21 protein-coding genes and 1 tRNA gene are annotated in these 18,922 nt (G+C 70.2%); 13 read left to right on the forward strand and 9 right to left on the reverse strand.

The genetic code is table 11. The features are described 5' to 3' along the window. Positions 1 to 39 precede the first annotated feature (39 nt). The 6 genes from OAW74_RS12715 to rplA all read left to right on the forward strand — a co-directional run bounded on the left by OAW74_RS12715 (position 40) and on the right by rplA (position 3,338). On the forward strand, positions 40 to 495 hold the full coding sequence (locus OAW74_RS12715; RefSeq protein WP_262874749.1) for a pyridoxamine 5'-phosphate oxidase family protein: 456 nt from the start codon (positions 40 to 42) through the stop codon (positions 493 to 495). 154 nt (positions 496 to 649) lie between these two features. Beyond that, positions 650 to 722, forward strand: a tRNA-Trp gene (locus OAW74_RS12720). A gap of 46 nt (positions 723 to 768) precedes the next feature. Continuing rightward, a complete protein-coding gene (gene secE, locus OAW74_RS12725) occupies positions 769 to 1,032 on the forward strand; it encodes a preprotein translocase subunit SecE (RefSeq protein ID WP_262874750.1) in 264 nt (87 codons plus the stop codon). 54 nt (positions 1,033 to 1,086) lie between these two features. Then, positions 1,087 to 2,103: a transcription termination/antitermination protein NusG gene (nusG, locus tag OAW74_RS12730; RefSeq protein ID WP_262874751.1), complete on the forward strand. Its 1,017-nt coding sequence runs from the start codon at positions 1,087 to 1,089 to the stop codon at positions 2,101 to 2,103. Positions 2,104 to 2,199: 96 nt separating this feature from the next. Then, positions 2,200 to 2,631 (forward strand): 50S ribosomal protein L11, encoded by a 432-nt coding sequence (rplK, locus tag OAW74_RS12735; RefSeq protein ID WP_262874752.1) that lies wholly within the window; start codon positions 2,200 to 2,202, stop codon positions 2,629 to 2,631. Positions 2,632 to 2,645: 14 nt separating this feature from the next. Continuing rightward, positions 2,646 to 3,338: a 50S ribosomal protein L1 gene (gene rplA / locus OAW74_RS12740; protein WP_262874753.1), complete on the forward strand. Its 693-nt coding sequence runs from the start codon at positions 2,646 to 2,648 to the stop codon at positions 3,336 to 3,338. A gap of 62 nt (positions 3,339 to 3,400) precedes the next feature. Here rplA and OAW74_RS12745 read toward each other — a convergent pair whose 3' ends face one another. The 4 genes from OAW74_RS12745 to OAW74_RS12760 form a co-directional block, all read right to left on the reverse strand. Beyond that, entirely contained in the window at positions 3,401 to 5,032 is a 1,632-nt protein-coding gene (locus OAW74_RS12745; RefSeq protein WP_262874755.1) for an amidohydrolase, read from the reverse strand. Further along, on the reverse strand, positions 5,025 to 6,506 hold the full coding sequence (locus OAW74_RS12750) for an APC family permease (protein ID WP_262874756.1): 1,482 nt from the start codon (positions 6,504 to 6,506) through the stop codon (positions 5,025 to 5,027). Before OAW74_RS12750 ends, OAW74_RS12745 begins: the two co-directional genes overlap by 8 nt. 169 nt (positions 6,507 to 6,675) lie before the next feature. Next, complete coding sequence (locus tag OAW74_RS12755) at positions 6,676 to 7,677, reverse strand: LacI family DNA-binding transcriptional regulator (RefSeq protein WP_262874757.1); 1,002 nt, start codon at positions 7,675 to 7,677, stop codon at positions 6,676 to 6,678. Between the two features lie 28 nt (positions 7,678 to 7,705). Continuing rightward, entirely contained in the window at positions 7,706 to 7,981 is a 276-nt protein-coding gene (locus tag OAW74_RS12760; protein ID WP_262874758.1) for an acylphosphatase, read from the reverse strand. A 45-nt stretch (positions 7,982 to 8,026) separates the two neighbouring features. Between OAW74_RS12760 and OAW74_RS12765 the strand changes: the two genes are divergently transcribed. Continuing rightward, positions 8,027 to 8,398, forward strand: a complete 372-nt coding sequence (locus OAW74_RS12765) for an iron chaperone (RefSeq protein ID WP_262874759.1) — start codon at positions 8,027 to 8,029, stop codon at positions 8,396 to 8,398. A 6-nt stretch (positions 8,399 to 8,404) separates the two neighbouring features. Here OAW74_RS12765 and OAW74_RS12770 read toward each other — a convergent pair whose 3' ends face one another. Continuing rightward, entirely contained in the window at positions 8,405 to 9,058 is a 654-nt protein-coding gene (locus OAW74_RS12770) for a LysE/ArgO family amino acid transporter (RefSeq protein ID WP_262874760.1), read from the reverse strand. 72 nt (positions 9,059 to 9,130) lie between these two features. On the opposite strand from OAW74_RS12770, the gene OAW74_RS12775 reads away from it, so the two are divergent. Continuing rightward, positions 9,131 to 10,018, forward strand: a complete 888-nt coding sequence (locus OAW74_RS12775) for a LysR family transcriptional regulator ArgP (protein WP_262874761.1) — start codon at positions 9,131 to 9,133, stop codon at positions 10,016 to 10,018. Here OAW74_RS12775 and OAW74_RS12780 read toward each other — a convergent pair. From OAW74_RS12780 to OAW74_RS12790, 3 genes are all read right to left on the reverse strand, one after another. Further along, complete coding sequence (locus tag OAW74_RS12780; protein ID WP_262874762.1) at positions 10,015 to 11,046, reverse strand: NADP-dependent oxidoreductase; 1,032 nt, start codon at positions 11,044 to 11,046, stop codon at positions 10,015 to 10,017. The genes OAW74_RS12775 and OAW74_RS12780 overlap by 4 nt on opposite strands. A gap of 109 nt (positions 11,047 to 11,155) precedes the next feature. Continuing rightward, positions 11,156 to 11,626: a MarR family winged helix-turn-helix transcriptional regulator gene (locus OAW74_RS12785; protein ID WP_262874763.1), complete on the reverse strand. Its 471-nt coding sequence runs from the start codon at positions 11,624 to 11,626 to the stop codon at positions 11,156 to 11,158. A gap of 26 nt (positions 11,627 to 11,652) precedes the next feature. Then, on the reverse strand, positions 11,653 to 12,330 hold the full coding sequence (locus OAW74_RS12790) for a YqaJ viral recombinase family protein (RefSeq protein WP_262874764.1): 678 nt from the start codon (positions 12,328 to 12,330) through the stop codon (positions 11,653 to 11,655). A gap of 368 nt (positions 12,331 to 12,698) precedes the next feature. Here OAW74_RS12790 and OAW74_RS12795 point away from each other — a divergent pair, with 368 nt between their 5' ends. The 3 genes from OAW74_RS12795 to OAW74_RS12805 all read left to right on the forward strand — a co-directional run bounded on the left by OAW74_RS12795 (position 12,699) and on the right by OAW74_RS12805 (position 16,989). Then, positions 12,699 to 14,978: a polyribonucleotide nucleotidyltransferase gene (locus OAW74_RS12795; RefSeq protein WP_262874765.1), complete on the forward strand. Its 2,280-nt coding sequence runs from the start codon at positions 12,699 to 12,701 to the stop codon at positions 14,976 to 14,978. 268 nt (positions 14,979 to 15,246) lie between these two features. Then, positions 15,247 to 16,281 (forward strand): aldo/keto reductase, encoded by a 1,035-nt coding sequence (locus OAW74_RS12800; protein ID WP_262874766.1) that lies wholly within the window; start codon positions 15,247 to 15,249, stop codon positions 16,279 to 16,281. 105 nt (positions 16,282 to 16,386) lie between these two features. Beyond that, positions 16,387 to 16,989: a histidine phosphatase family protein gene (locus OAW74_RS12805; RefSeq protein ID WP_262874959.1), complete on the forward strand. Its 603-nt coding sequence runs from the start codon at positions 16,387 to 16,389 to the stop codon at positions 16,987 to 16,989. A gap of 5 nt (positions 16,990 to 16,994) precedes the next feature. Here the strand turns inward: OAW74_RS12805 and OAW74_RS12810 are convergent, their stop codons facing one another. Continuing rightward, entirely contained in the window at positions 16,995 to 17,459 is a 465-nt protein-coding gene (locus tag OAW74_RS12810; protein WP_262874767.1) for a GNAT family N-acetyltransferase, read from the reverse strand. 54 nt (positions 17,460 to 17,513) lie between these two features. Here OAW74_RS12810 and dapB point away from each other — a divergent pair, with 54 nt between their 5' ends. Both dapB and OAW74_RS12820 read left to right on the forward strand, forming a co-directional pair. Continuing rightward, positions 17,514 to 18,326 carry a 4-hydroxy-tetrahydrodipicolinate reductase gene (gene dapB / locus OAW74_RS12815; protein WP_262874768.1) on the forward strand — a complete coding sequence of 271 codons (813 nt, stop codon included), beginning with the start codon at positions 17,514 to 17,516 and terminating at the stop codon, positions 18,324 to 18,326. Then, on the forward strand, positions 18,323 to 18,766 hold the full coding sequence (locus OAW74_RS12820) for a hypothetical protein (RefSeq protein WP_262874769.1): 444 nt from the start codon (positions 18,323 to 18,325) through the stop codon (positions 18,764 to 18,766). The genes dapB and OAW74_RS12820 overlap by 4 nt, the downstream gene beginning before the upstream one ends. Positions 18,767 to 18,922 lie beyond the last annotated feature (156 nt).

The raw sequence follows: 18,922 nt of genomic DNA on the forward strand, positions 1-18,922 counted from the left end.
GCCCGAGCGGCACGGCGCCGGAAGGGGCAGGATGGATGTATGAGCGAGAGCGAGACGACCGGCGCGGACCAGGGTCCGGTGGCGATGCTGGACGACGACGGATGCTGGGAGCTGCTGGGACGTCAGCAGCTCGGCAGGCTCGTCACCCATGTCGGCGACGTGCTCGACATCTTTCCGGTCAACTACGTCGTCGACGACCGGACGGTGCTCTTCCGCACCGGTGAGGGCAGCAAGCTGTTCGAGCTGAGCATCAACGACGAGGTGCTGTTCGAAGTCGACGACCACTCCGACGCCGATGCGTGGAGCGTCGTGGTGCGCGGGCATGCGTCGCGCCTCGAGTCGGCGGCCGAGGTCGAGCGCGCAGACGGACTCGCCCTCACTCCGTGGATTCCGACGCTGAAGTACAACTACGTGCGCATCACCCCGACGTCGCTGTCGGGGCGTGCATTCCGCCGAGGAGTGGAGCCGGATCGGTACGGGATCCAGCAGTACTGAGCGCTGCCCCGGTTCGCGGCTGCCCGAGGCATGCCGTACACTGGGGAGTGCAGTCGAAATCTGCATTCTTTTGCCATGCCCGGCCTCCGGGCGGTATTCCTCACGAATCCGATGGTGCAAGAGTGCGGGCTTCGCGGGGGCCATCCGGCCCCTTAGGGCGGTAGCTCAATTGGCAGAGCAGCGGTCTCCAAAACCGCAGGTTGCAGGTTCGATTCCTGTCCGCCCTGCGCGTCAGCGCAAGCTGATCCAACGAAAAACCAGTCAGGTGGGTTGATGGTCCAGGACGAGTCGAAGGGCGAGGTGGTCGCGGCCTCCGCGGCACCCCGTGAGAAGAAGCCGAACTTCTTCGCGCGCATCGCCCTGTTCATCCGTCAGGTCTTCGCCGAACTCCGCAAGGTCGTCACTCCGACGCGGCAGGAGCTGGGCAAGTACACGGCGGTCGTCCTCGGATTCGTCGTCGTGATGATGGCGCTGGTCTACGGTCTGGACGCACTGTTCGTCTGGGTCACGACCATCGTCTTCGGCATCCCCGCCTGAGCATCCTGACCGGGCGGGTCACCGCATCCGCCGCAACGGAAGAGAACAAACCACGTGTCTGAAAGATATGTCGACGACGCCGACTGGGCGACCGCGGCCGAGCTGTCCAGCGAAGACGACGAGGCCCAGGAGGGCAACGTCCTGGCCGAAGAGGTGCGCGCCAGTGACGCCGCCGAGCACGCCGCGCTGCACATCGAGGGCGAGGACGACGAGTCCGACGACGAAGACATCGACATCGACGACCCGGAGGCAGACGCCATCGTGAACGACGCACTCGAGATCGACGAGGCCGCTGAGGTCGAGGCCGCCGCCGAGGTGCTCAACGACTCGTACGCGGAAGAGGCAGCGGATGCCGCCGCCGACGCCGCCGACCAGGTGACGCCCTACGTCGGCCCCGAGCTCGGCGCCGACGAGGACGAGGCTGCCGACGACGAGGCCGCCGACGAAGACGAAGACCCCTACGAGGCCTTCCGCACCGAGCTGCGGATGCTCCCGGGCAAGTGGTACGTCATCCACTCCTACGCGGGCTTCGAGCGCAAGGTGAAGGCCAATATCGAGCAGCGCAAATCCACGCTCGAGGTCGAAGAGGAGATCTACCAGATCGAGGTCCCGATGGAGGACGTCGTCGAGATCAAGAACGGCCAGCGCAAGATGGTCACGCGCGTGCGCATCCCCGGCTACGTGCTGGTGCGCATGGAGCTCAACGAAGACACCTGGTCGGTCGTGCGTCACACGCCCGGCGTCACCGGGTTCGTGGGCAACGCGCACAACCCGACCCCGCTGCGCTTCGAAGAGGCCTTCAACATGCTGAAGTCGCTCGTCGAGGTCAAGGAGGTCGCCACCGCGAAGGGCGGCGCCGCCAAGGGCTCTGCCACGCAGGCGCGCTCGGTGGTCACCGAGGTCGACTTCGAGATCGGCGAGACCATCACGATCAAGGAGGGCTCGTTCGCGGGTCTTCCCGGTTCGATCAGCGAGATCAAGCCCGAGAGCGGCAAGCTCACCGTGCTCGTCTCGCTCTTCGAGCGCGAGACCCCCGTCGAGCTGTCGTTCGACCAGGTCACCAAGCAATAGGACTTCCTCCCGCCGGGAGGAGAACCGCTGTCCGGAGATGCCGGACGTGCGGGAGAGACGGATGCGGCAGCATCCGCTCGATGAAAGGAAACACGAATGGCACCGAAGAAGAAGGTGACCGGCCTGATCAAGCTTCAGATCAACGCCGGTGCAGCCAACCCGGCGCCGCCGATCGGCCCCGCGCTCGGTCAGCATGGCGTCAACATCATGGAGTTCTGCAAGGCGTACAACGCCGCGACCGAGTCGCAGCGCGGCAACGTCATCCCCGTGGAGATCACCGTCTACGAGGACCGCAGCTTCACCTTCGTCCTGAAGACCCCGCCGGCCGCCGAGCTCATCAAGAAGGCCGCAGGCGTCGCCAAGGGCTCGCCGACCCCGCACACGACCAAGGTGGCCAAGATCACCAAGGACCAGGTGCGCCAGATCGCCGAGACGAAGATGCCCGACCTGAACGCGAACGACATCGAGGCTGCCTCGCTGATCATCGCCGGCACCGCCCGCTCCATGGGCATCACGGTCGAGGACTGAGGGGGATAACGACAATGGCTACCAAGTCCAAGGCCTACCAGGCCGCCGCCGCCAAGATCGCGGCTGACAAGTTCTACACGCCCACCGAGGCCGTGACCCTCGCGAAGGAGACCGGCTCGGCGAAGTTCGACTCGACCGTCGAGGTCGCGCTGAAGCTCGCGGTCGACCCGCGCAAGGCGGACCAGATGGTGCGTGGCACCGTCATCCTCCCGCACGGCACCGGCAAGACCGCCCGCGTCATCGTGTTCGCCACCGGCCCCGCGGCCGAGGCCGCGATCGCCGCGGGCGCCGATGAGGTCGGCGGCGCCGAGCTCATCGAGAAGGTCGCCGGCGGCTGGACGTCGTTCGACGCCGCCGTCTCGACCCCTGAGCTCATGGGTCAGGTCGGACGTCTCGGCAAGGTGCTCGGTCCCCGAGGCCTCATGCCGAACCCGAAGACCGGCACCGTGACCCCCAACCCGGCCAAGGCTGTGGAGGAGATCAAGGGCGGCAAGATCGAGTTCCGCGTCGACAAGCACGCCAACGTGCACTTCGTCGTCGGCAAGGCGTCGTTCTCGGCCGAGCAGCTCGACGAGAACCTGAAGGCCGCGCTCGAAGAGATCGTGCGTCTGAAGCCGTCGAGCTCGAAGGGCCGCTACATCCAGAAGGGCGCCGTGTCGACCACGTTCGGCCCCGGCATCCCGCTGGACGTGAACGCGCTCGTCTGACGCATCGCTTCATCAGGAAGGCCCCCTCCTCGGAGGGGGCCTTCCTGCGTTCGCGGATGCTGTCAGCGCTGCGCGCCGGCCGGCACCGCATCGACGACGACCTCGCCGCCCACCACCGTGAGCAGCACGGGACTGTCCGCGAACACGTCGGGGTCGGTCGCCAGCGGATCGTCGGCGAACACCGTGAGGTCGGCGGGCAGGCCCGCCCGCAGCGCGCCGCCCTCTTCGCCGACGGACCGCCACCATCCCGCCGTGTGCGCGTCGAGCGCGGCGGCGGCCGACAGCGCCTGTGCCGGCTGCACGGGGGCGACCTCCGGCCGCCCTGCCGGCCGACGCAGCGTCGCGGCGGCGAGCGTGCCTCGGGGGTCGTAGGGGGCGATCGGCCAGTCCGAGCCGAGGGCGACGATGACGCCGCGCTCGCGCAGGTCGCGGATGCGCCACGCACGATCGGCGCGCTCGTCGCCGAGGCGCCGCGACCAGTTGTCGGTGTGGTCGGCGCGTGTGTAGTGCGTGCAGTGGGTGGGCTGCATGCTCGCCGCGACACTCGACGACGCGATGAGCTCGAGCACCTCGTCGGGGAGGGTCTCGATGTGCTCGATGCGATGCTGCGTGCCGTTGGGTGCGAGGTCCGCGTGCGTCTGCGCGACGAACCAGATGCCCTTGTCGCCGATCGCGTGGGTCGTCGTGCGGATGCCCCGCGCGTGGAAGAACCGCACGGCGGCGGCGTACTCCTCCGGCTCGAGCCAGAGGGAGTCGGTCGATTCGCCCAGGGCGTCCGGTTCGAACAGCCACGCCGTGCCGTTGTCGATCGTCCCGTCGATCATGAGCTTGATGCCGGCGACGTGCCACCGCCTGCCGTGGCGGCCCTGCAGCGCGAGGAGCTCTTCGAGGTCGGCCTCGGTCGAGCCGGGGGCGACCATCGGCGAGATGCGCAGCCGGAGGGGCAGGTCTCCCCGCCGCTCGAGCTCGTCGAGCAGCTCGAACGCGTCGTCGTCGAAGAGATCGAGCATCTGCCCGGAGGTGACTCCGCACGCGGCCATGCCGCCGAGGATCCCGCCGAGGGCCTCGACGCGCTCGTCGAAGCTCTGCTCGGGGATGACCCGCTGCGCGAGTGCCATGGCGCTGAGCTCGAGAAGGAACCCCGTGGGGGATCCGGCGGCATCGATCGCGACCGACGACCCGTCGGGAAAGCGCTCGGCGCCGGTGATGCCCGCCGCCGCGAGTGCTGCCCGTGACGCGACGGCCGAGTGCCCGTCGAACAGCTGCACGAAGGCGGGCCGGTCGCCGGTGGCGCCGTCGAAGAGGGCCGCCGAAGGGGCGGCGTCGCCGAAGGCGTTGGGGTCGAGCCCCCAGCCCAGCACCCACCCGTCGCTCGCCGCGGCCTCCGCCGCGAGGGCGGCACGGGCCGCCGCGAGGTCCTGGATGCCCGACAGGTCGACACCGCGGGTCATGCGGATGCCGCCCACCGGGTGGATGTGCGCGTCGACGATGCCGGCGGTGAGACAGCCGGTGCCGACGTCGACGACTCGGTGCGCGTGCGCGGCCCAGGCATCGGCATCCGATTCGGATCCGACGGCGACGATCGTGTCGCCGCGCACCGCGACGAACCCGGCCGCCGCCGCCTCGTCACCGGCCAGCACGGCGGGGGTGAGCACGCGCCCGGCGCGCACCAGCAGGTCGATCTGCTCAGGCATCGATCGTCTCCGCTTCGTCGCGGTGGCCGCCGATGCGGGCGTACACGTCGGGTCGTGTGCGCTTCCACCGCACCGCGAGCACGACGCCGACCAGGAACGTCACGGGCGTGATCGCGATGAGCAGGCCGTTGACCAGCGGCGACGCGGCGGTCAGCAGATCGAAGGTCAGGCAGAGGATCACCAGGATCACCGTCATCGCCAGCCCCGCGACGATCGCGGCGGGAAGCACGTACCAGCGGCGGGCGAGCTGAGGGCGCTTCACGAAGAACACCACGACGGCGATGCAGGTGAGGATCTGCAGCACGATGATGCCGACGACGCCGGGGCTGTTCACCCACAGCAGCAGCTGCAGGTAGGGATCCATGCCCAGCACGGCGAACACGGCGACGACCAGGGCGGCCAGCGCGGTCTGGGCGAGTCCGGACACGACGGGGGAGTGGGTCTTCGGGTCGGTGTCGTAGAGGCGGCGGGGCAGCACGCCGTCGCGGGCGAGCGAGAAGGTGTAGCGGTTGATCGCGTTGTGGAAGGCGAGCTGCGACGCGTAGACGCTCGTGAGGATGAGCAGGTACATCACGAGCTCCGCCCAGCCGCCGAGGTAGTCGGATGCCGTGGCGAAGACCAGCCCCGCGGTGTTCTCGGCCGCGGCGCCCACGACGTTCGACTCGCCGACGCCGACGACGATCGTCCACACGATGAACCCGTAGAACAGGGCCATGAAGACGACCGAGATGTAGGTCGCCCGGGGGATGGTGCGCTCGGGGTCGCGTGCCTCTTCGCGGTAGAGCGCCGTCGACTCGAAGCCCATGAAGGCCGCGAAGCCCATGCCCATGACGGCGAACATGCCGGGGGTGAAGATGTTGGCCGGGTCGAACGTGCCGAAGGTGATGCCCTCCGCGCCGCCCTGAGCGAGGATCGCGACGGCGAGCACCAGCAGGATGAGGGTCTCGGCCACCAGCAGCACGCCGAGCACCTTCGCTCCCACGTCGATGCCGCGCCAGGCGACGACGAACACGGCGGCGATGCCGACGCCCGCGATCAGCCACCACGGCACGTCGATGCCGAATTCGACCTGCAGCAGGTCGTGGCCGGCGGTGCCCATCATGCCGTAGAGGCCGATCTGCAGCGCGTTGTACGAGACGAGTGCGACCAGCGAGGCGCCGAGCCCGGCCGCCTTGCCGAGAGCCTCGGTGATGTAGGTGTAGAAGCCGCCGAGCGCCTTGACGTGCTTGGTCATCGCCATGAAGGCGACGGCGAAGATCGCCAGGATGATCCCGGCGATCGTGTAGACCAGCGGTGCAGAGACTCCGCCGATGAGGATCGCCAGCGGTGCGACGCCCGCCACGATGGTCAGGGGCGCTGCGGCCGAGATCACCATGAAGACGATGCCGCCGGTGCCGAGCGCATTGCGCTGCAGCGTGTGGACGTGGCTCGTATCGACGATCGGGGCGATGTCGTTGTCGGTGGCGGGTGGCATCTCTCGGCTCCTTTGCTCGAGTCGGTCAGTTCGTGCGACTCGAATCGGGTGGACCCGCGTCACATTATGGAGCGGTTGTTTCGAGTTCGTCACGAGCGTGCATCGCACGGGTAAATCGATTATTCACACAGATAAGGCAATGGTCAATCGATTTCTCATGCGGATGCCGTCAGCGCGGCAGCGCGGCGGTCGATTCGCGCTCGATCAGCGCGATCGGCACGACGCGCCGCTCGCCGCGCGCGACCGACCCGTCGAGGGCGCCCAGCAGCAGCTCGGCTGTCGTGCGGCCCATCTCGCGCGGATTCAGATCCAGCGCCGTCACCGACGGGGCGCTCAACCGCAGTCCGTCGCTGTCGACATAGCTCGCCAGCAGAAGGTCGCGCCCGACCTCCAGCCCCACGAGGCGCGCCGTCTCGAGGGCGAGCGTCGCCATCCCCTCGGGCGCCGTGATGACGGCGTCCGGCCGGTCGTCACGACGCAGGAGCTCCTCGACGCGGGCCCTGAGCTCCTCCTCCGACGTGCCGAAGAAGCTCTGCAGCGCGACGACCGGCACGCCGCGCTCGACGCACCACTCCTCGTGCGCCGCGATCATCTCGCGGCTCCACGACATCTGCCCGGTGGGCAGCAGCGCCACGGGGCGCCGCGCACCGCGCTCCCACACGTGATCGAGCAGCATCCGCATGCCGGCGCGATGGTCGCCAAAGGCTGCCGCCCACGGCTCAGGGACCCCCTCCGGGGGGAACTCGCCGGTCACGACGGGGCGACGGCTCTCCAGCAGCCGCGCCACCATCGGGTCGTCGTCGACGGGGTCGACCACGATGTAGCCGTCGAGTTGCTCGAGCATCGGCGCGCGGAGGTCGCGTGCGGTCGGAACGAGCGTGACCAGCACGTCGTCCTCCTGCGCGCGGGCGACCGCGCCGAAGGCGACGTCCATGTAGTAGCGGTAGCTCTGCCCGTTGTCCGGCACGTAGAGGCCGACAGCCCCCGAACGCGAGGTGCGGAGGTTGCGCGCCGTGATGTTGACGACGTAGTCCAGATCGTCTGCGGCACGGCGGATGCGCTCGCGTGTCTCGTCCGACATGCGACCGAGTCCGCGCAGCGCCAGCGAAGCCGTCGCCCGCGAGACGCCGGCACGATCGGCGACGTCCTGCAGCGTCACGACGGGGGGCACGCCCGCAAGTCTAGACAGCGGGTGCGGCTCAGCCGTCGCGGCGCACCTCGAAGCCCCTCGTGCCCTCGGGGGTGAGTTCCGACACGCTCGCCCCAGACACCCGCGACCCCGGCGGGCCCTGCGCCATCCAGGCGAGCACGGCGTCGACCGCGTCGTCGTGCGCCTCGAGCTCGGCCTCGACGGTGCCGTCGCGGAGGTTGCGCACCCACCCGGCGACGCCTTCCTGCGTCGCCACCATGCGCAGCGTGTAGCGATAGCCCACGCCCTGCACCTCGCCCCTGACGATCACGTGCACCCGCCGCATCCCTCCATCTTGCCGCCGGGCGAGCCGGCGCGACAGGATGGCGGCATGGGAACCGTCGACGACTACCTCGCCGGACTCGACGAGGCCGACCGCGCCGTGATCGACCACGTCTACGACGTCGCGCGCCGGCTCGCGCCGGACGCGGAGCAGGGCAAGGGCTACGGGATGCCGGCTCTCATCGTGCGCGGCAAGCCGCTCATCTCGGTCATGCGCACCCGCAGGCACATCGGCGTGTACCCGTTCAGCGGACGCGTGCCGGAAGCGGTCGCGGATGCGCTCGAGGGGTTCGACCACGACAAGGGCACGATCCGCTTCCAGCCCGACCGACCGCTGCCCGACGCCGCTGTCGAAGCGGTCGTGACGGCGCGCCTGGCCGAGATCGACGACCCCGGACTGCGCAAGCGTCCCGTCGAGTGACTCCGCTCAGCGCGGCAGCACGAGGGAGACGCCGAGCGCGATCATCACGACCGCGATGACGCCGTCGAGCACGCGCCACGCGCGCGGGGTGGCCAGCCACCGGCTGAGGTAGCGGGCGCCGAGGGCGAGTGCGAAGAACCAGAGGATGCTGGCGAGCACCGCACCCGCCGCGAAGATCCAGCGCTGGTCTCCGTGCGTGTTCGCGACGGTGCCGAGCAGGAACACCGTGTCGAGATAGACGTGCGGGTTGAGCCACGTGAGCGCGAGGCACGTGAGCACGACCGGGACGAGGCGGGTGCGCCTCGTCGTCATGGTCGTGCCGTCGGCGGCGATCGCATCCGCTGCGGGGGAGGCCTCGACGCGCAGCGCCTCGCCGCTCGGGCGCAGCGCGCGGCGGGCCGCCAGCAGCCCGTATCCGACGAGGAAGAGCGCCCCGGCCCAGCGCACCGCATCGATCAGCCACGGAACGGCGTGCAGCACGAGACCGACCCCCGAGACGCCGAGGGCGATGAGCGCCGCGTCGGAGGCGGCGCAGATCGCCGCGACCGCGAGCACGTGTTCGCGGCGCAGTCCCTGGCGCAGCACGAACAGGTTCTGCGCGCCGATCGCGATGATCAGCGACAGTCCGAGGCCGAGGCCGGCGAGAAAGGCGGGGGTCACGCCTTCGACGGTACCCAGACGGATCTCTTCAGTGAAGCTCAGGATTCTTCACCAGCATTAGCATGACTTCACATGAGGATTCCGCTCGATCTCGCCGCGACCGTGGCGGCCGTCGTCGACGAGGGGACGCTCGAGGCGGCCGCGCGCAGACTCCACATCACCCCGTCGGCGGTGAGCCAGCGCGTCAAGGCGCTCGAAGAGCAGGTGGGCCGTGTGCTGCTCGTGCGCAGCAAGCCCGTGCGGGCCACCGAGTCGGGGGAGAGGATCGTCCGGCTGGCTCGACAGCTCGAGCTGATCGAGCACGACGCGATCGCCGACCTCGGCGACGGCGACACCGACCTGGTCTCGGTGCCGCTCGCGGTGAACGCCGATTCGCTGGCGACCTGGTTCCTGCCGCCGCTGGCGCGGCTGACCGGCCGGCACGGGGTCGTGTTCGACCTGCACCGCGACGACCAGGACTTCACCGCAGGGCTGCTGGAGTCGGGCACCGTCATGGGTGCGGTGACCTCGCGGGCGACCCCCGTGTCGGGATGCCGGGTGGTGGCGCTCGGCACCATGCGCTACGAGGCGGTGGCCACCCCGCAGTATCGCGCGGCGTGGCTCGCATCCGGGCTCGATCCGCGGAGCCTGGCACGGGCGCCGCGCGTCGACTTCGATCGCCGCGACGATCTGCAGTCGCAGTGGCTGGAACGGGCGGGCGTCGCCCCGGCATCCGCGCCCCGGCATTGCGTTCCGGCGTCCCACGACTTCGCCGTCGCCGTGAAGCTCGGGCTGGGGTGGGGACTGCTGCCGGCTTTCCAGTCGCGCGACGAGCTGGCCGACGGGCGTCTCGTACGCCTGGGGGGAGCGCCGATCGACGTGCCGCTGCACTGGCAGCAGTGGAATCTGCGCTCGCCGCTGCTGCAGGCGGTCGCCGACGAGATCGTCGCGGAGGGCAGGCGGGTGCTGGGAGCGGCTTAGTCGTCGCTCACGCGCAGCACGATCTTGCCGCGGGTGTGCCCCTGCTCGAGGGCCGCGTGGGCGGCGGGCGCATCGGCGAGGTCGTACACCTCGTCGATGTAGACCTGCACAGCGCCCGAGTCGAGCAGGCGCCCGATGGTGGCCAGCGCTCCGCCGTCGGGGACCACCTTGTACGACGTCGCCCGCACCCCTGCCGCCGCGGCGGCCTCGGCGTAGTCGGGCCAGCCCCCGGTGGGCACCAGAACATAGAGTCCTCCGGGTCGCAGCACCTTCAGTGAGCGGGCGCCGGTGTCGCCGGACACGTTGCCGACGAGGTCGATCACGACGTCGACTCCGGCGATCACCTCATCGAACCGCGTCGAGGTGTAGTCGATCACGACGTCGGCGCCCAGGTCGCGCAGCCAGCCCGCGTTGCGGCCGGACGCCGTGGCCGTCACGTGCGCGCCGAAGTAGGCGGCGAACTGCACCGCGAAATGGCCGACACCGCCGCTCGCGGCATGGATGAGGATGCGCTGGCCCTGGTGCGCCCGCGCCGTCTCGACGACGAGCCCCCACGCGGTGAGGGCGGCCAGCGGCACGCCCGCGGCCTCCACGTGCGAGAGCGTCGACGGCTTGTGCGCGAGCGAGAGGGTCGGCGCCACGGCGTACTCGGCGTAGGTGCCCCCCGTGCGGGGGAACGAGACCATGCCGAACACGGGCGTCCCAGGCGGAAAGGGGTGGGACTCGTAGGGCGCCTTCACGACGATGCCGCTGAAGTCGTAGCCGAGCACGGCGGGGAAGTCGGCGATCGCGCCGCTGACCCCTGCTCCGGAGCGCGTCTTGGCGTCGATGGGGTTGATCCCCGCCGCCACCACCCGCACCAGCACTTCGCTCAGCACCGGCGACGGCACGGCTGCTGTCGCGGAGTGCAGGGCGGTGGGAGCGCCAGGTGCATCGATCGCCATGGCACGCATGGATGCCGGCGGCTCGGGCACGGGAACGATCTCGGTGGCGGGGGTCGTGGTTCCCCGCAGCGGCCGCAGTCTCATCGGTCGCTCCTTCCGCCTGGCCAGCACCGCCGTCGGTGCGGCTCGATGTCTCTGTCGACAGTCAACCCGAGCATTGTCTCGGCAGTGTTACGCGGTTGCTACCGGTCGGCTAATCCCGCGACGACGGGAGCTCGCCCGTGGTGAGGGCGTGCAGCAGCTGCGTGAGGCTGCGGATCTCGTCGACGCGCCACTGCTGCACGGTGGAGACCAGCGAGCGCTCCATGGGCGCGCGAGCCTGCTGCAGACGGGCGAGCCCCTCGGCCGTCGGCGAGAGCAGACTCGAACGGCGGTCGTTCGGGTCGGGGGTGCGCTCGACCAGACCGAGGTCTTCGAGGTCGTGCACCGTGCGGCTGATCTGACCCTTGTCGGCCATGAGGAGCTCGGAGAGGGCCGACTGGGTGACCGATTCGCGTCGCACGATCGTCGTGAACACCTTGTATGCCGCCGGCAGCATGCCGGGGGCGAGTCGGGCGGCGTTGTCGGCGACCATCCGCCGCATCGTGTTCACCAGTTCGCCGAACTCGGCCTCGAGGCCGCGCACGGCATCGATGCGCGCCTGCTCCGAGTCGTCTTCGTGCACGTGATGATTTTAGGGTGCGGCGGCGCTCAGTCTGCGAGGGCGAGGGCGCGGAACGGCTGCCGGGGCGCCGAGGCCGGCGTCGACTCGACCGGGCGGCGTCCGCCGGTGGTGCGCCGGTGGAGTTCGTCGATGAGCGCCGTCGCGAGCCGCACGAGCTTCGCGATCTCGGCCTCATCGCGGTCGACCCAGGCGCACCGCGGCTCGTCGCCGACCGGAACGAAGTCGTCGTGCTGCTCCCAGGCCACGAGTGTGCGCTCGGCGCCCAGCACGTGCTGCTGCCAGAAGACCTGTCGCAGGTAGGTCCGAGGGATGCTGCGCCAGGCCTTGTTGGTCGTCTTGATCTCGGCGAGGGTGACCCGCCCATGGGCGTCGACCGCGATGCCGTCGGGGGTGGCCAGGTGCCGACGCTCGATCTCGGCGTGGAAGAGGGCGCTGGAGGGGCTGATGCCGTGGGTCGCGGCGACCCAGCGGGCGATCTCGGGCTCGCGGAGGCGCCCGTGCGCCGTGTAGGCGTTGCCGGAGAACCCCGACCCCATGAGCTTGGCGTCGGCCGCGCGGGCGATCGCGTTGTCACTGGTCAGCGTCGCGACGTCGGTCGCGGTGATCCCGCGGGAGCGAGCGCGCACCCATGCGACCCGATCGCGCGAGTCCGCCACGATCCTGGCCGCCAGCTGCGGCGATCGGGCGGCGAGTTCGGGCGACACGTCTTCGAGGCTACGCCGATCTGCCGACAGCACCGGTCGCCTCGGCCGCGCGTCACCGCATCCGTCGCCCTTGCGCGTCGAGGCGCGCGGGGATAAGGCCGGAACAGGCGCCAGAACGGCGGCGCTGATAGGATCGGTGAGGTTGCCCTCTGGGCGACCGCTCAATTCAACACGAGCTCACGGAGCAGGCCGGCAGCTAGCTGGTCCCCTGTGGTGGATCCCCCGTCATCGTGCCGGGTGGTTTTCTACTGGTGGCCAGCGCTGGATCGCGGGATTCCCGCGCGCCGAGATCTGTCTGTTCCTGCTCCTTCGCATGACCCTCGCCCGGCACACGGCTCGGCGAGGCTAAACAAAGAAGGAGAGACCTCTTGGAAGGTCCTGAAATCACGTTCGCCGAAGCCGTCCTCGACAACGGACGCTTCGGCACCCGCACCGTCCGGTTCGAAACCGGTCGCCTCGCCCAGCAGGCGCAGGGCGCCGTCGCCGCCTACCTCGACGAGGAGACGATGCTCCTGTCGGCCACCAGCGCCGGCAAGCAGCCCCGCGAAGGCTTCGACTTCTTCCCGCTGACCGTCGACGTCGAGGAGCGCTCGTACGCCGCCGGCAAGATCCCCGGTTCGTTCTTCCGCCGCGAGGGCCGCCCCTCGACCGAGGCGATCCTGGTGTGCCGTCTGATCGACCGCCCGCTGCGTCCGTCGTTCGTCGACGGCCTGCGCAACGAGGTGCAGATCGTCGTCACGGTGCTCTCGATCGCGCCGGGCGAGTTCTACGACGCCCTGGCCATCAACGCCGCGTCGCTGTCGACCCAGATCTCGGGTCTGCCGTTCTCCGGCCCGATCGCGGGCGTGCGCCTCGCGCTCATCCCCGGTCACGGCGAGCACGCCGACCAGTGGATCGCCTTCCCCAAGGCCGAGCAGCTCGAGGAGGCCGTGTTCGACCTGATCGTGGCCGGCCGCGTGCTGCCCGACGGTGACGTCGCGATCATGATGGTCGAGGCCGAGGCCACCGAGCACAGCTGGAACCTCATCAAGGCCGGCGCCACCAAGCCCAGCGAAGAGATCGTCGCGCAGGGCCTCGAGGCCGCCAAGCCCTTCATCAAGGAGCTCGTCGCGGCGCAGAACGTCGTGGCGAACACCGCCGCGAAGGAGATCCAGCCGTACCCGGTGTTCCCGCCGTACGCGCAGGAGACCTACGACTTCGTCGCCGGCCGCGCCTACGACAAGCTCGTGCCGATCTACCAGATCGCCGACAAGGTCGAGCGCCAGACCGCCGACGACGCACTGAAGGATGCCGTCAAGGCAGAGGTCGCCGCCGCCGTCGAGGCCGGCGAGCTGCCTGCCGCGGCGAACGCCGAGGTGTCCGCCGCCTACAAGTCGGTCACCAAGAAGATCGTGCGTGGCCGCATCCTCGCCGAGGGTGTGCGCATCGACGGTCGAGGCCTCGCCGACATCCGTGCGCTCGACGCCGAGGTGCAGGTCATCCCCCGAGTGCACGGCTCGGCGATCTTCCAGCGCGGCGAGACCCAGATCCTGGGTGTCACGACGCTGAACATGCTCAAGATGGAGCAGCAGATCGACTCGCTCTCGCCGGTGACGCACAAGCGCTACATGCACCACTACAACTTCCCGCCGTACTCGACCGGTGAGACCGGCCGCGTCGGCTCGCCGAAGCGTCGAGAGATCGGGCACGGCTTCCTGGCCGAGCGCGCCCTCGTGCCGGTGCTGCCCTCGCGCGAGGAGTTCCCCTACGCGATCCGCCAGGTTTCCGAGGCCCTCGGCTCCAACGGCTCGACGTCGATGGGCTCGGTCTGCGCCTCGACGCTGTCGCTGCTGAACGCGGGTGTGCCGCTGCGCGCTCCCGTCGCCGGCATCGCGATGGGCCTGGTCTCGGACGAGGTCGACGGGCAGACGCGCTACGCCGCGCTGACCGACATCCTCGGTGCGGAAGACGCGCTGGGCGACATGGACTTCAAGGTCGCCGGCACGAGCGAGTTCGTCACCGCGATCCAGCTCGACACGAAGCTCGACGGCATCCCGTCGTCGGTGCTCGCCGCCGCGCTGACCCAGGCCAAGGACGCGCGTCTGACGATCCTCAACGTGCTCAACGCCGCCATCGACGGCCCCGACGAGATGGCGCCCACCGCGCCGCGCGTCATCAGCGTGCAGATCCCGGTCGACAAGATCGGCGAGCTGATCGGCCCGAAGGGCAAGACGATCAACGCGATCCAGGACGAGACCGGCGCGCAGATCTCCATCGAGGAGGACGGCACCGTCTACATCGGCGCCGTCGACGGACCGTCGGCCGAGGCCGCCCGGGCCCAGGTCAACGCGATCGCCAACCCCACCAACCCGGAGGTCGGCGAGCAGTTCCTCGGCACGGTCGTGAAGATCGCGACGTTCGGCGCGTTCATCTCGCTGCTGCCGGGCAAGGACGGCCTGCTGCACGTCAGCGAGGTGCGCAAGCTCGCCGGCGGCAAGCGCGTCGAGAACGTCGAAGACGTGCTCGGCGTCGGCCAGAAGCTGCTCGTGCGCATCACGAAGATCGACGACCGCGGCAAGCTGTCGCTCGAGCCGGTGCTCGAAGAGGCCGCCGACCAGGAGGGCTCCGCTGCCGCCAGCGAGGGCCCCGAGGCGCCCGCCGAGGGCTGATCCAGGCTGCGGGTATCACCCCGCAGGAATGCCCGCTCCTCCTTCGCAGAGGAGCGGGCATTCCGCATTCCCGGCCGCTGTCCGCCGGATGGGGGACGTGGGACCGGTCCCGGACGAAGCCGTGACTCAAGCGTTATCGAATGTTTACCGCTCGGCCGCCTCAATGACCGGGAGTGTCCACGGGCTGCCCTACCCTCTAAGTACGCGCCGGGGGGTGCGGGAGAGACAGCGTTCCACGGTCCGCTCGGATCGTGAGGGGGTGAGAGAGATGGCCACGTCCGGCGTCGGCAGTGTGACGGATGCGGCGGCCGCCGCGCCGCACTCGCCCGCGCTCGTGCATCCCTCCGCACCGATCCCCGTGCAGGGTCCCCCGATCGGAGAAGGTGTGCGCATCGCCCTCGGCGAGACCGGGTTCCGGGTCTTCCCGCTGATCCTCGGCGGCGCCGAGTTCGGCTGGAACGTCGACCTCGAGTCGAGCCACGAGATCCTCGATGCCTACGCCGGTCTCGGCGGCAACGCGCTGCACACCGCAGACAGCTACTCGGGCGGTCGCAGCGAGCACATCATCGGCCAGTGGCTGCGCTCACGCGGTGTGCGCGACGACGTCGTGCTGTCGGTGCGCGTCGGCGGCCACCCCGACAACCCGGGGCTCGGCCCCGTCAACCTCGTGCGCGCCGTCGAGGCGTCGCTCACCCGCCTGGGCACCGACCGCATCGATCTGCTCTACCTCGACGCATCGGCCGATCGCTCCGCCGTGCTCGAAGACACCCTCGCCACCGCCGAGTGGCTCGTCGAATCGGGCAAGGCACGAGCGATCGGGGCGACCGAGTACGCCGCCGAGCAGCTCGTGCAGGCCCGCATCCTCGCCTCGGCCGGCTACCCCCGCATCACGGTGCTCGACGTGCCCTTCAACATCGTGCGACGCGACGAATTCGACGCGGACCTGCGGCTGGTCGCCGCGGCGCAGGGCATGGCGGTCACGCCCTCGCACGCACTCGAGCACGGATTCCTGTCCGGCCGCCTGCGCACCAGGGCCAAGGGCAGCCTGTCGGTGCGAGGGCTGCAGATCGCCGCACACCTCAACCGCCGAGGCAGCCGAACGCTGCGGGCGCTCGACGCCGTCGGATCGGAGTTGGGCGTGCCCGATGCCGCCGTCGCGGTGGGGTGGCTGCTCGCACAGCGCATCGTGACCGCACCGATCATCAACGCGTTCGCCCCGCAGCACGTCGAAGAGCTCGTGCAGGGTGTCGGGGTGCGCCTGAGCCGCTCGCAGCTGGCCGAGATCGCACGCGCGGCGGAGTAGGCGCGTCGCCGGTCACGCGCCGACGCCGAACTGGCGGTCGGGGCGTCGTGACGTAGGGTGGAGGAGCGCCTCGTGGCGCCGGACCCCCACGGAGACGACTCGCTGATGACGCACTACATCTACCTCGTGCGGCACGGCGAGCATCAGGACGCCGAGCACGGACTGGTCGATGGACCGCTGTCGCCGCGCGGCCGTCGGCAGGCGTCGCTGGTGGCCGATCGGCTGTCGGGCGTGCCGCTGGATGCCGTGTGGCACTCGCCGCTGATGCGCGCCAGCGAGACCGCGAAGGCCGTCGCGGATCGACTGCCGTCGGTGTCGCCCGAGCCCTCGGCGCTGCTGTTCGACTGCGTGCCGACCGGCATGACCGACCAGACCCCGGCGAGCTTCGAGCCCTTCTTCGGCAGCGTCACCGACGCCGAGATCGAGGCAGGCAGCGCCCAGATGGACGATGCCGTCAGCGAGTTCCTCGTGCGCAAGCCCGGCGAGGTGCACGAGCTGCTCATCACGCACAACTTCGTCATCGGCTGGTTCGTGCGCGAAGTGCTGCAGGCGCCGGCGTGGCGGTGGATGACCCTCAATCAGGCGCACTGCGGTCTCACCGTGATCGCCCAGAAGCAGGGGCGCCCCTGGACCCTCGTCTCGCACAACGACCTCGCCCATCTGCCGGTCGAACTGCGCACGGGGCTCCCCGAGCAGTACCCGGTCTGATCGGTTCAGGTCAGGCGCTTGCCGTACCAGCGCGTCGCGTTGGGGTTGTCGTTGTAGGGCTCGATCTCGGTGAACCCGCTCGAGGTGTAGAGCCCGCCGGCAGCGGCGAGGGTGTGATGCGTGTCGAGCACGAGCTCCGACGCGCCCCACTCGCGCGCGCGACGCTCGAGATCATCGAGAAGCAGCCGGCCCCAGCCGCGGCCCCGGGTCGACGGCGCGAGGTAGAGGTGCTTGACCTCGTAGCGGATGCCGGTCGGCCCGTCGGCCACGCGCCGGATGCCGCCGCAGCCGACGGCATCCGCTCCGTCGAAGACGACCACGAACACGCCCGCGGGCGCCTCGAACACCGTACGTGAGGGGAAGGCCGGCGTGTACTGACCGGGGAAGCTCTCGGCGCGCATCGCGAAGTAGTCGGTCAGCAGCCCTCGCGAGACGGGATCGTCGGCGGGCATCGGACGCAGTTCGACCATGTCGACGAGCCTAATCGGGCGGGGGCGGCCGGTGCCCCGCCTAAGCTGGAGGGCATGACGACGCGCGTGGCCATCGTGGGCGGCACCGGCAAGCTGGGCGGCATCATCCGGGCGGTGGTCGATGGCGAAGAGGGCTACGAGATCTCGGCGACGCTCTCGTCGCGGTCGGAGCTGAGCGAACTCGACGGTGCCGACCTCGTGATCGACGCCTCGACCCCTGCGGTCTCGATCGATGTCGTGCGGGCCGCGATCGAGCGCGGCATCCCGGTGCTCGTGGGCACCTCGGGCTGGTCGGCAGAGCGCATCGCGCTCATCAGGCCGCTCGTGGAAGCTGCCGGCACCGGCGCGATCTTCATCCCCAACTTCTCGCTGGGCTCGGTGCTCGGAACGGCGCTGGCCGCCGCCGCAGCGCCCTTCTTCCCGTCGATCGAGATCGTCGAGGCCCACCGCGAGACCAAGGTCGATTCGCCCAGCGGCACCGCCGTGCGCACGGCCGAGCTGATCGCGGCGGCACGCGCCGAGGTGGGTCCCGTCGAGTCGCCGCACGTCGACCAGCGCGCCCGCGGACAGCAAGTCGCGAGCGTGCCGATCCATTCGCTGCGTCGCCCCGGCGTCGTCGCCCGCCAGGACGTCGTGCTCTCGGGGCCGGGGGAATCGCTCACCCTCACCCACGACACCGTCGACCCCGCCCTGGCCTATGGCCCCGGCATCCGACTCGCCCTCGCCGCCGCGCGCGACGTGCGCGGCGTGGTCGTGGGGCTCGACAGCTTCATCGACATCGGTCTGCGCACGCCAGGCGGCGCGCCCGCGCGCCCGCTCGACGAGGGCGGCGTGCCCGGCCAGGTCGCGCGAGCCACCGGAGCATGAGCGCCCGCTTCGGCGTCGCCGTGATGGCGGTGCTGCTGGCGCTGTACATCTTCCTGGTGGGCCAGCGGGCCTGGGTGATGCTGACCAGCGGCGAACCCGTGCTGATCGCGATGGGGGTCGCGCTCGTGGTGCTGCCGGCGGTCGCGGTCTGGGCGCTCGGGCGGGAGCTGTGGTTCGGGGTGCGAGCCCAGCAGCTGGCCACCCGCATGGAGACCGAAGACGCGCTGCCCGTCGACGAGGTCGAGGTGCACCCGAGCGGACGTGTCGTGCGCGCCGACGGCGAGGCGGCCTTTCCGCGCTACCGCGCCGACGTCGAGCAGCATCCTGACGATTGGCGGGCCTGGTACCGCCTCGGTCTCGCCTACGACGCCGCCGGCGACCGCCGCCGCGCGCGCGAGGCCGTGCGCAGGGCCATCCGGCTGGAGTCGGCCACCCGCTGAGGCCGGCAGGGAGAGCCGCCATCACGGATGCCCGAGGCGCAGGCATCCGCGGCGATCGTGATCGCCGCTCCGCATCCGCCTTCGGTCGTCGTAAACGGTGACCTGCGGGGGTGATGCGGTCGCCATCTGTGACGACTGAGCGTCGGGCCTCTCCAT

The sequence above is a fragment of the Microbacterium fluvii genome, from assembly GCF_025515205.1.
Lineage (GTDB): Bacteria > Actinomycetota > Actinomycetes > Actinomycetales > Microbacteriaceae > Microbacterium > Microbacterium fluvii.

What these genes read in the sequence shown, in the direction of transcription:
- OAW74_RS12820 (WP_262874769.1), top strand. Translation starts at nt 18,323, where the DNA reads ATGAGCGCCCGCTTCGGCGTCGCCGTGATGGCGGTGCTGCTGGCGCTG.
- OAW74_RS12745 (WP_262874755.1), bottom strand. Translation starts at nt 5,032, where the DNA reads ATGCCTGAGCAGATCGACCTGCTGGTGCGCGCCGGGCGCGTGCTCACC.
- OAW74_RS12810 (WP_262874767.1), bottom strand. Translation starts at nt 17,459, where the DNA reads ATGGTCGAACTGCGTCCGATGCCCGCCGACGATCCCGTCTCGCGAGGG.
- OAW74_RS12775 (WP_262874761.1), top strand. Translation starts at nt 9,131, where the DNA reads ATGAGGATTCCGCTCGATCTCGCCGCGACCGTGGCGGCCGTCGTCGAC.
- rplA (WP_262874753.1), top strand. Translation starts at nt 2,646, where the DNA reads ATGGCTACCAAGTCCAAGGCCTACCAGGCCGCCGCCGCCAAGATCGCG.
- OAW74_RS12750 (WP_262874756.1), bottom strand. Translation starts at nt 6,506, where the DNA reads ATGCCACCCGCCACCGACAACGACATCGCCCCGATCGTCGATACGAGC.
- secE (WP_262874750.1), top strand. Translation starts at nt 769, where the DNA reads ATGGTCCAGGACGAGTCGAAGGGCGAGGTGGTCGCGGCCTCCGCGGCA.
- OAW74_RS12780 (WP_262874762.1), bottom strand. Translation starts at nt 11,046, where the DNA reads ATGAGACTGCGGCCGCTGCGGGGAACCACGACCCCCGCCACCGAGATC.
- dapB (WP_262874768.1), top strand. Translation starts at nt 17,514, where the DNA reads ATGACGACGCGCGTGGCCATCGTGGGCGGCACCGGCAAGCTGGGCGGC.
- OAW74_RS12800 (WP_262874766.1), top strand. Translation starts at nt 15,247, where the DNA reads ATGGCCACGTCCGGCGTCGGCAGTGTGACGGATGCGGCGGCCGCCGCG.
- OAW74_RS12760 (WP_262874758.1), bottom strand. Translation starts at nt 7,981, where the DNA reads ATGCGGCGGGTGCACGTGATCGTCAGGGGCGAGGTGCAGGGCGTGGGC.
- OAW74_RS12765 (WP_262874759.1), top strand. Translation starts at nt 8,027, where the DNA reads ATGGGAACCGTCGACGACTACCTCGCCGGACTCGACGAGGCCGACCGC.
- OAW74_RS12805 (WP_262874959.1), top strand. Translation starts at nt 16,387, where the DNA reads ATGACGCACTACATCTACCTCGTGCGGCACGGCGAGCATCAGGACGCC.
- OAW74_RS12715 (WP_262874749.1), top strand. Translation starts at nt 40, where the DNA reads ATGAGCGAGAGCGAGACGACCGGCGCGGACCAGGGTCCGGTGGCGATG.
- rplK (WP_262874752.1), top strand. Translation starts at nt 2,200, where the DNA reads ATGGCACCGAAGAAGAAGGTGACCGGCCTGATCAAGCTTCAGATCAAC.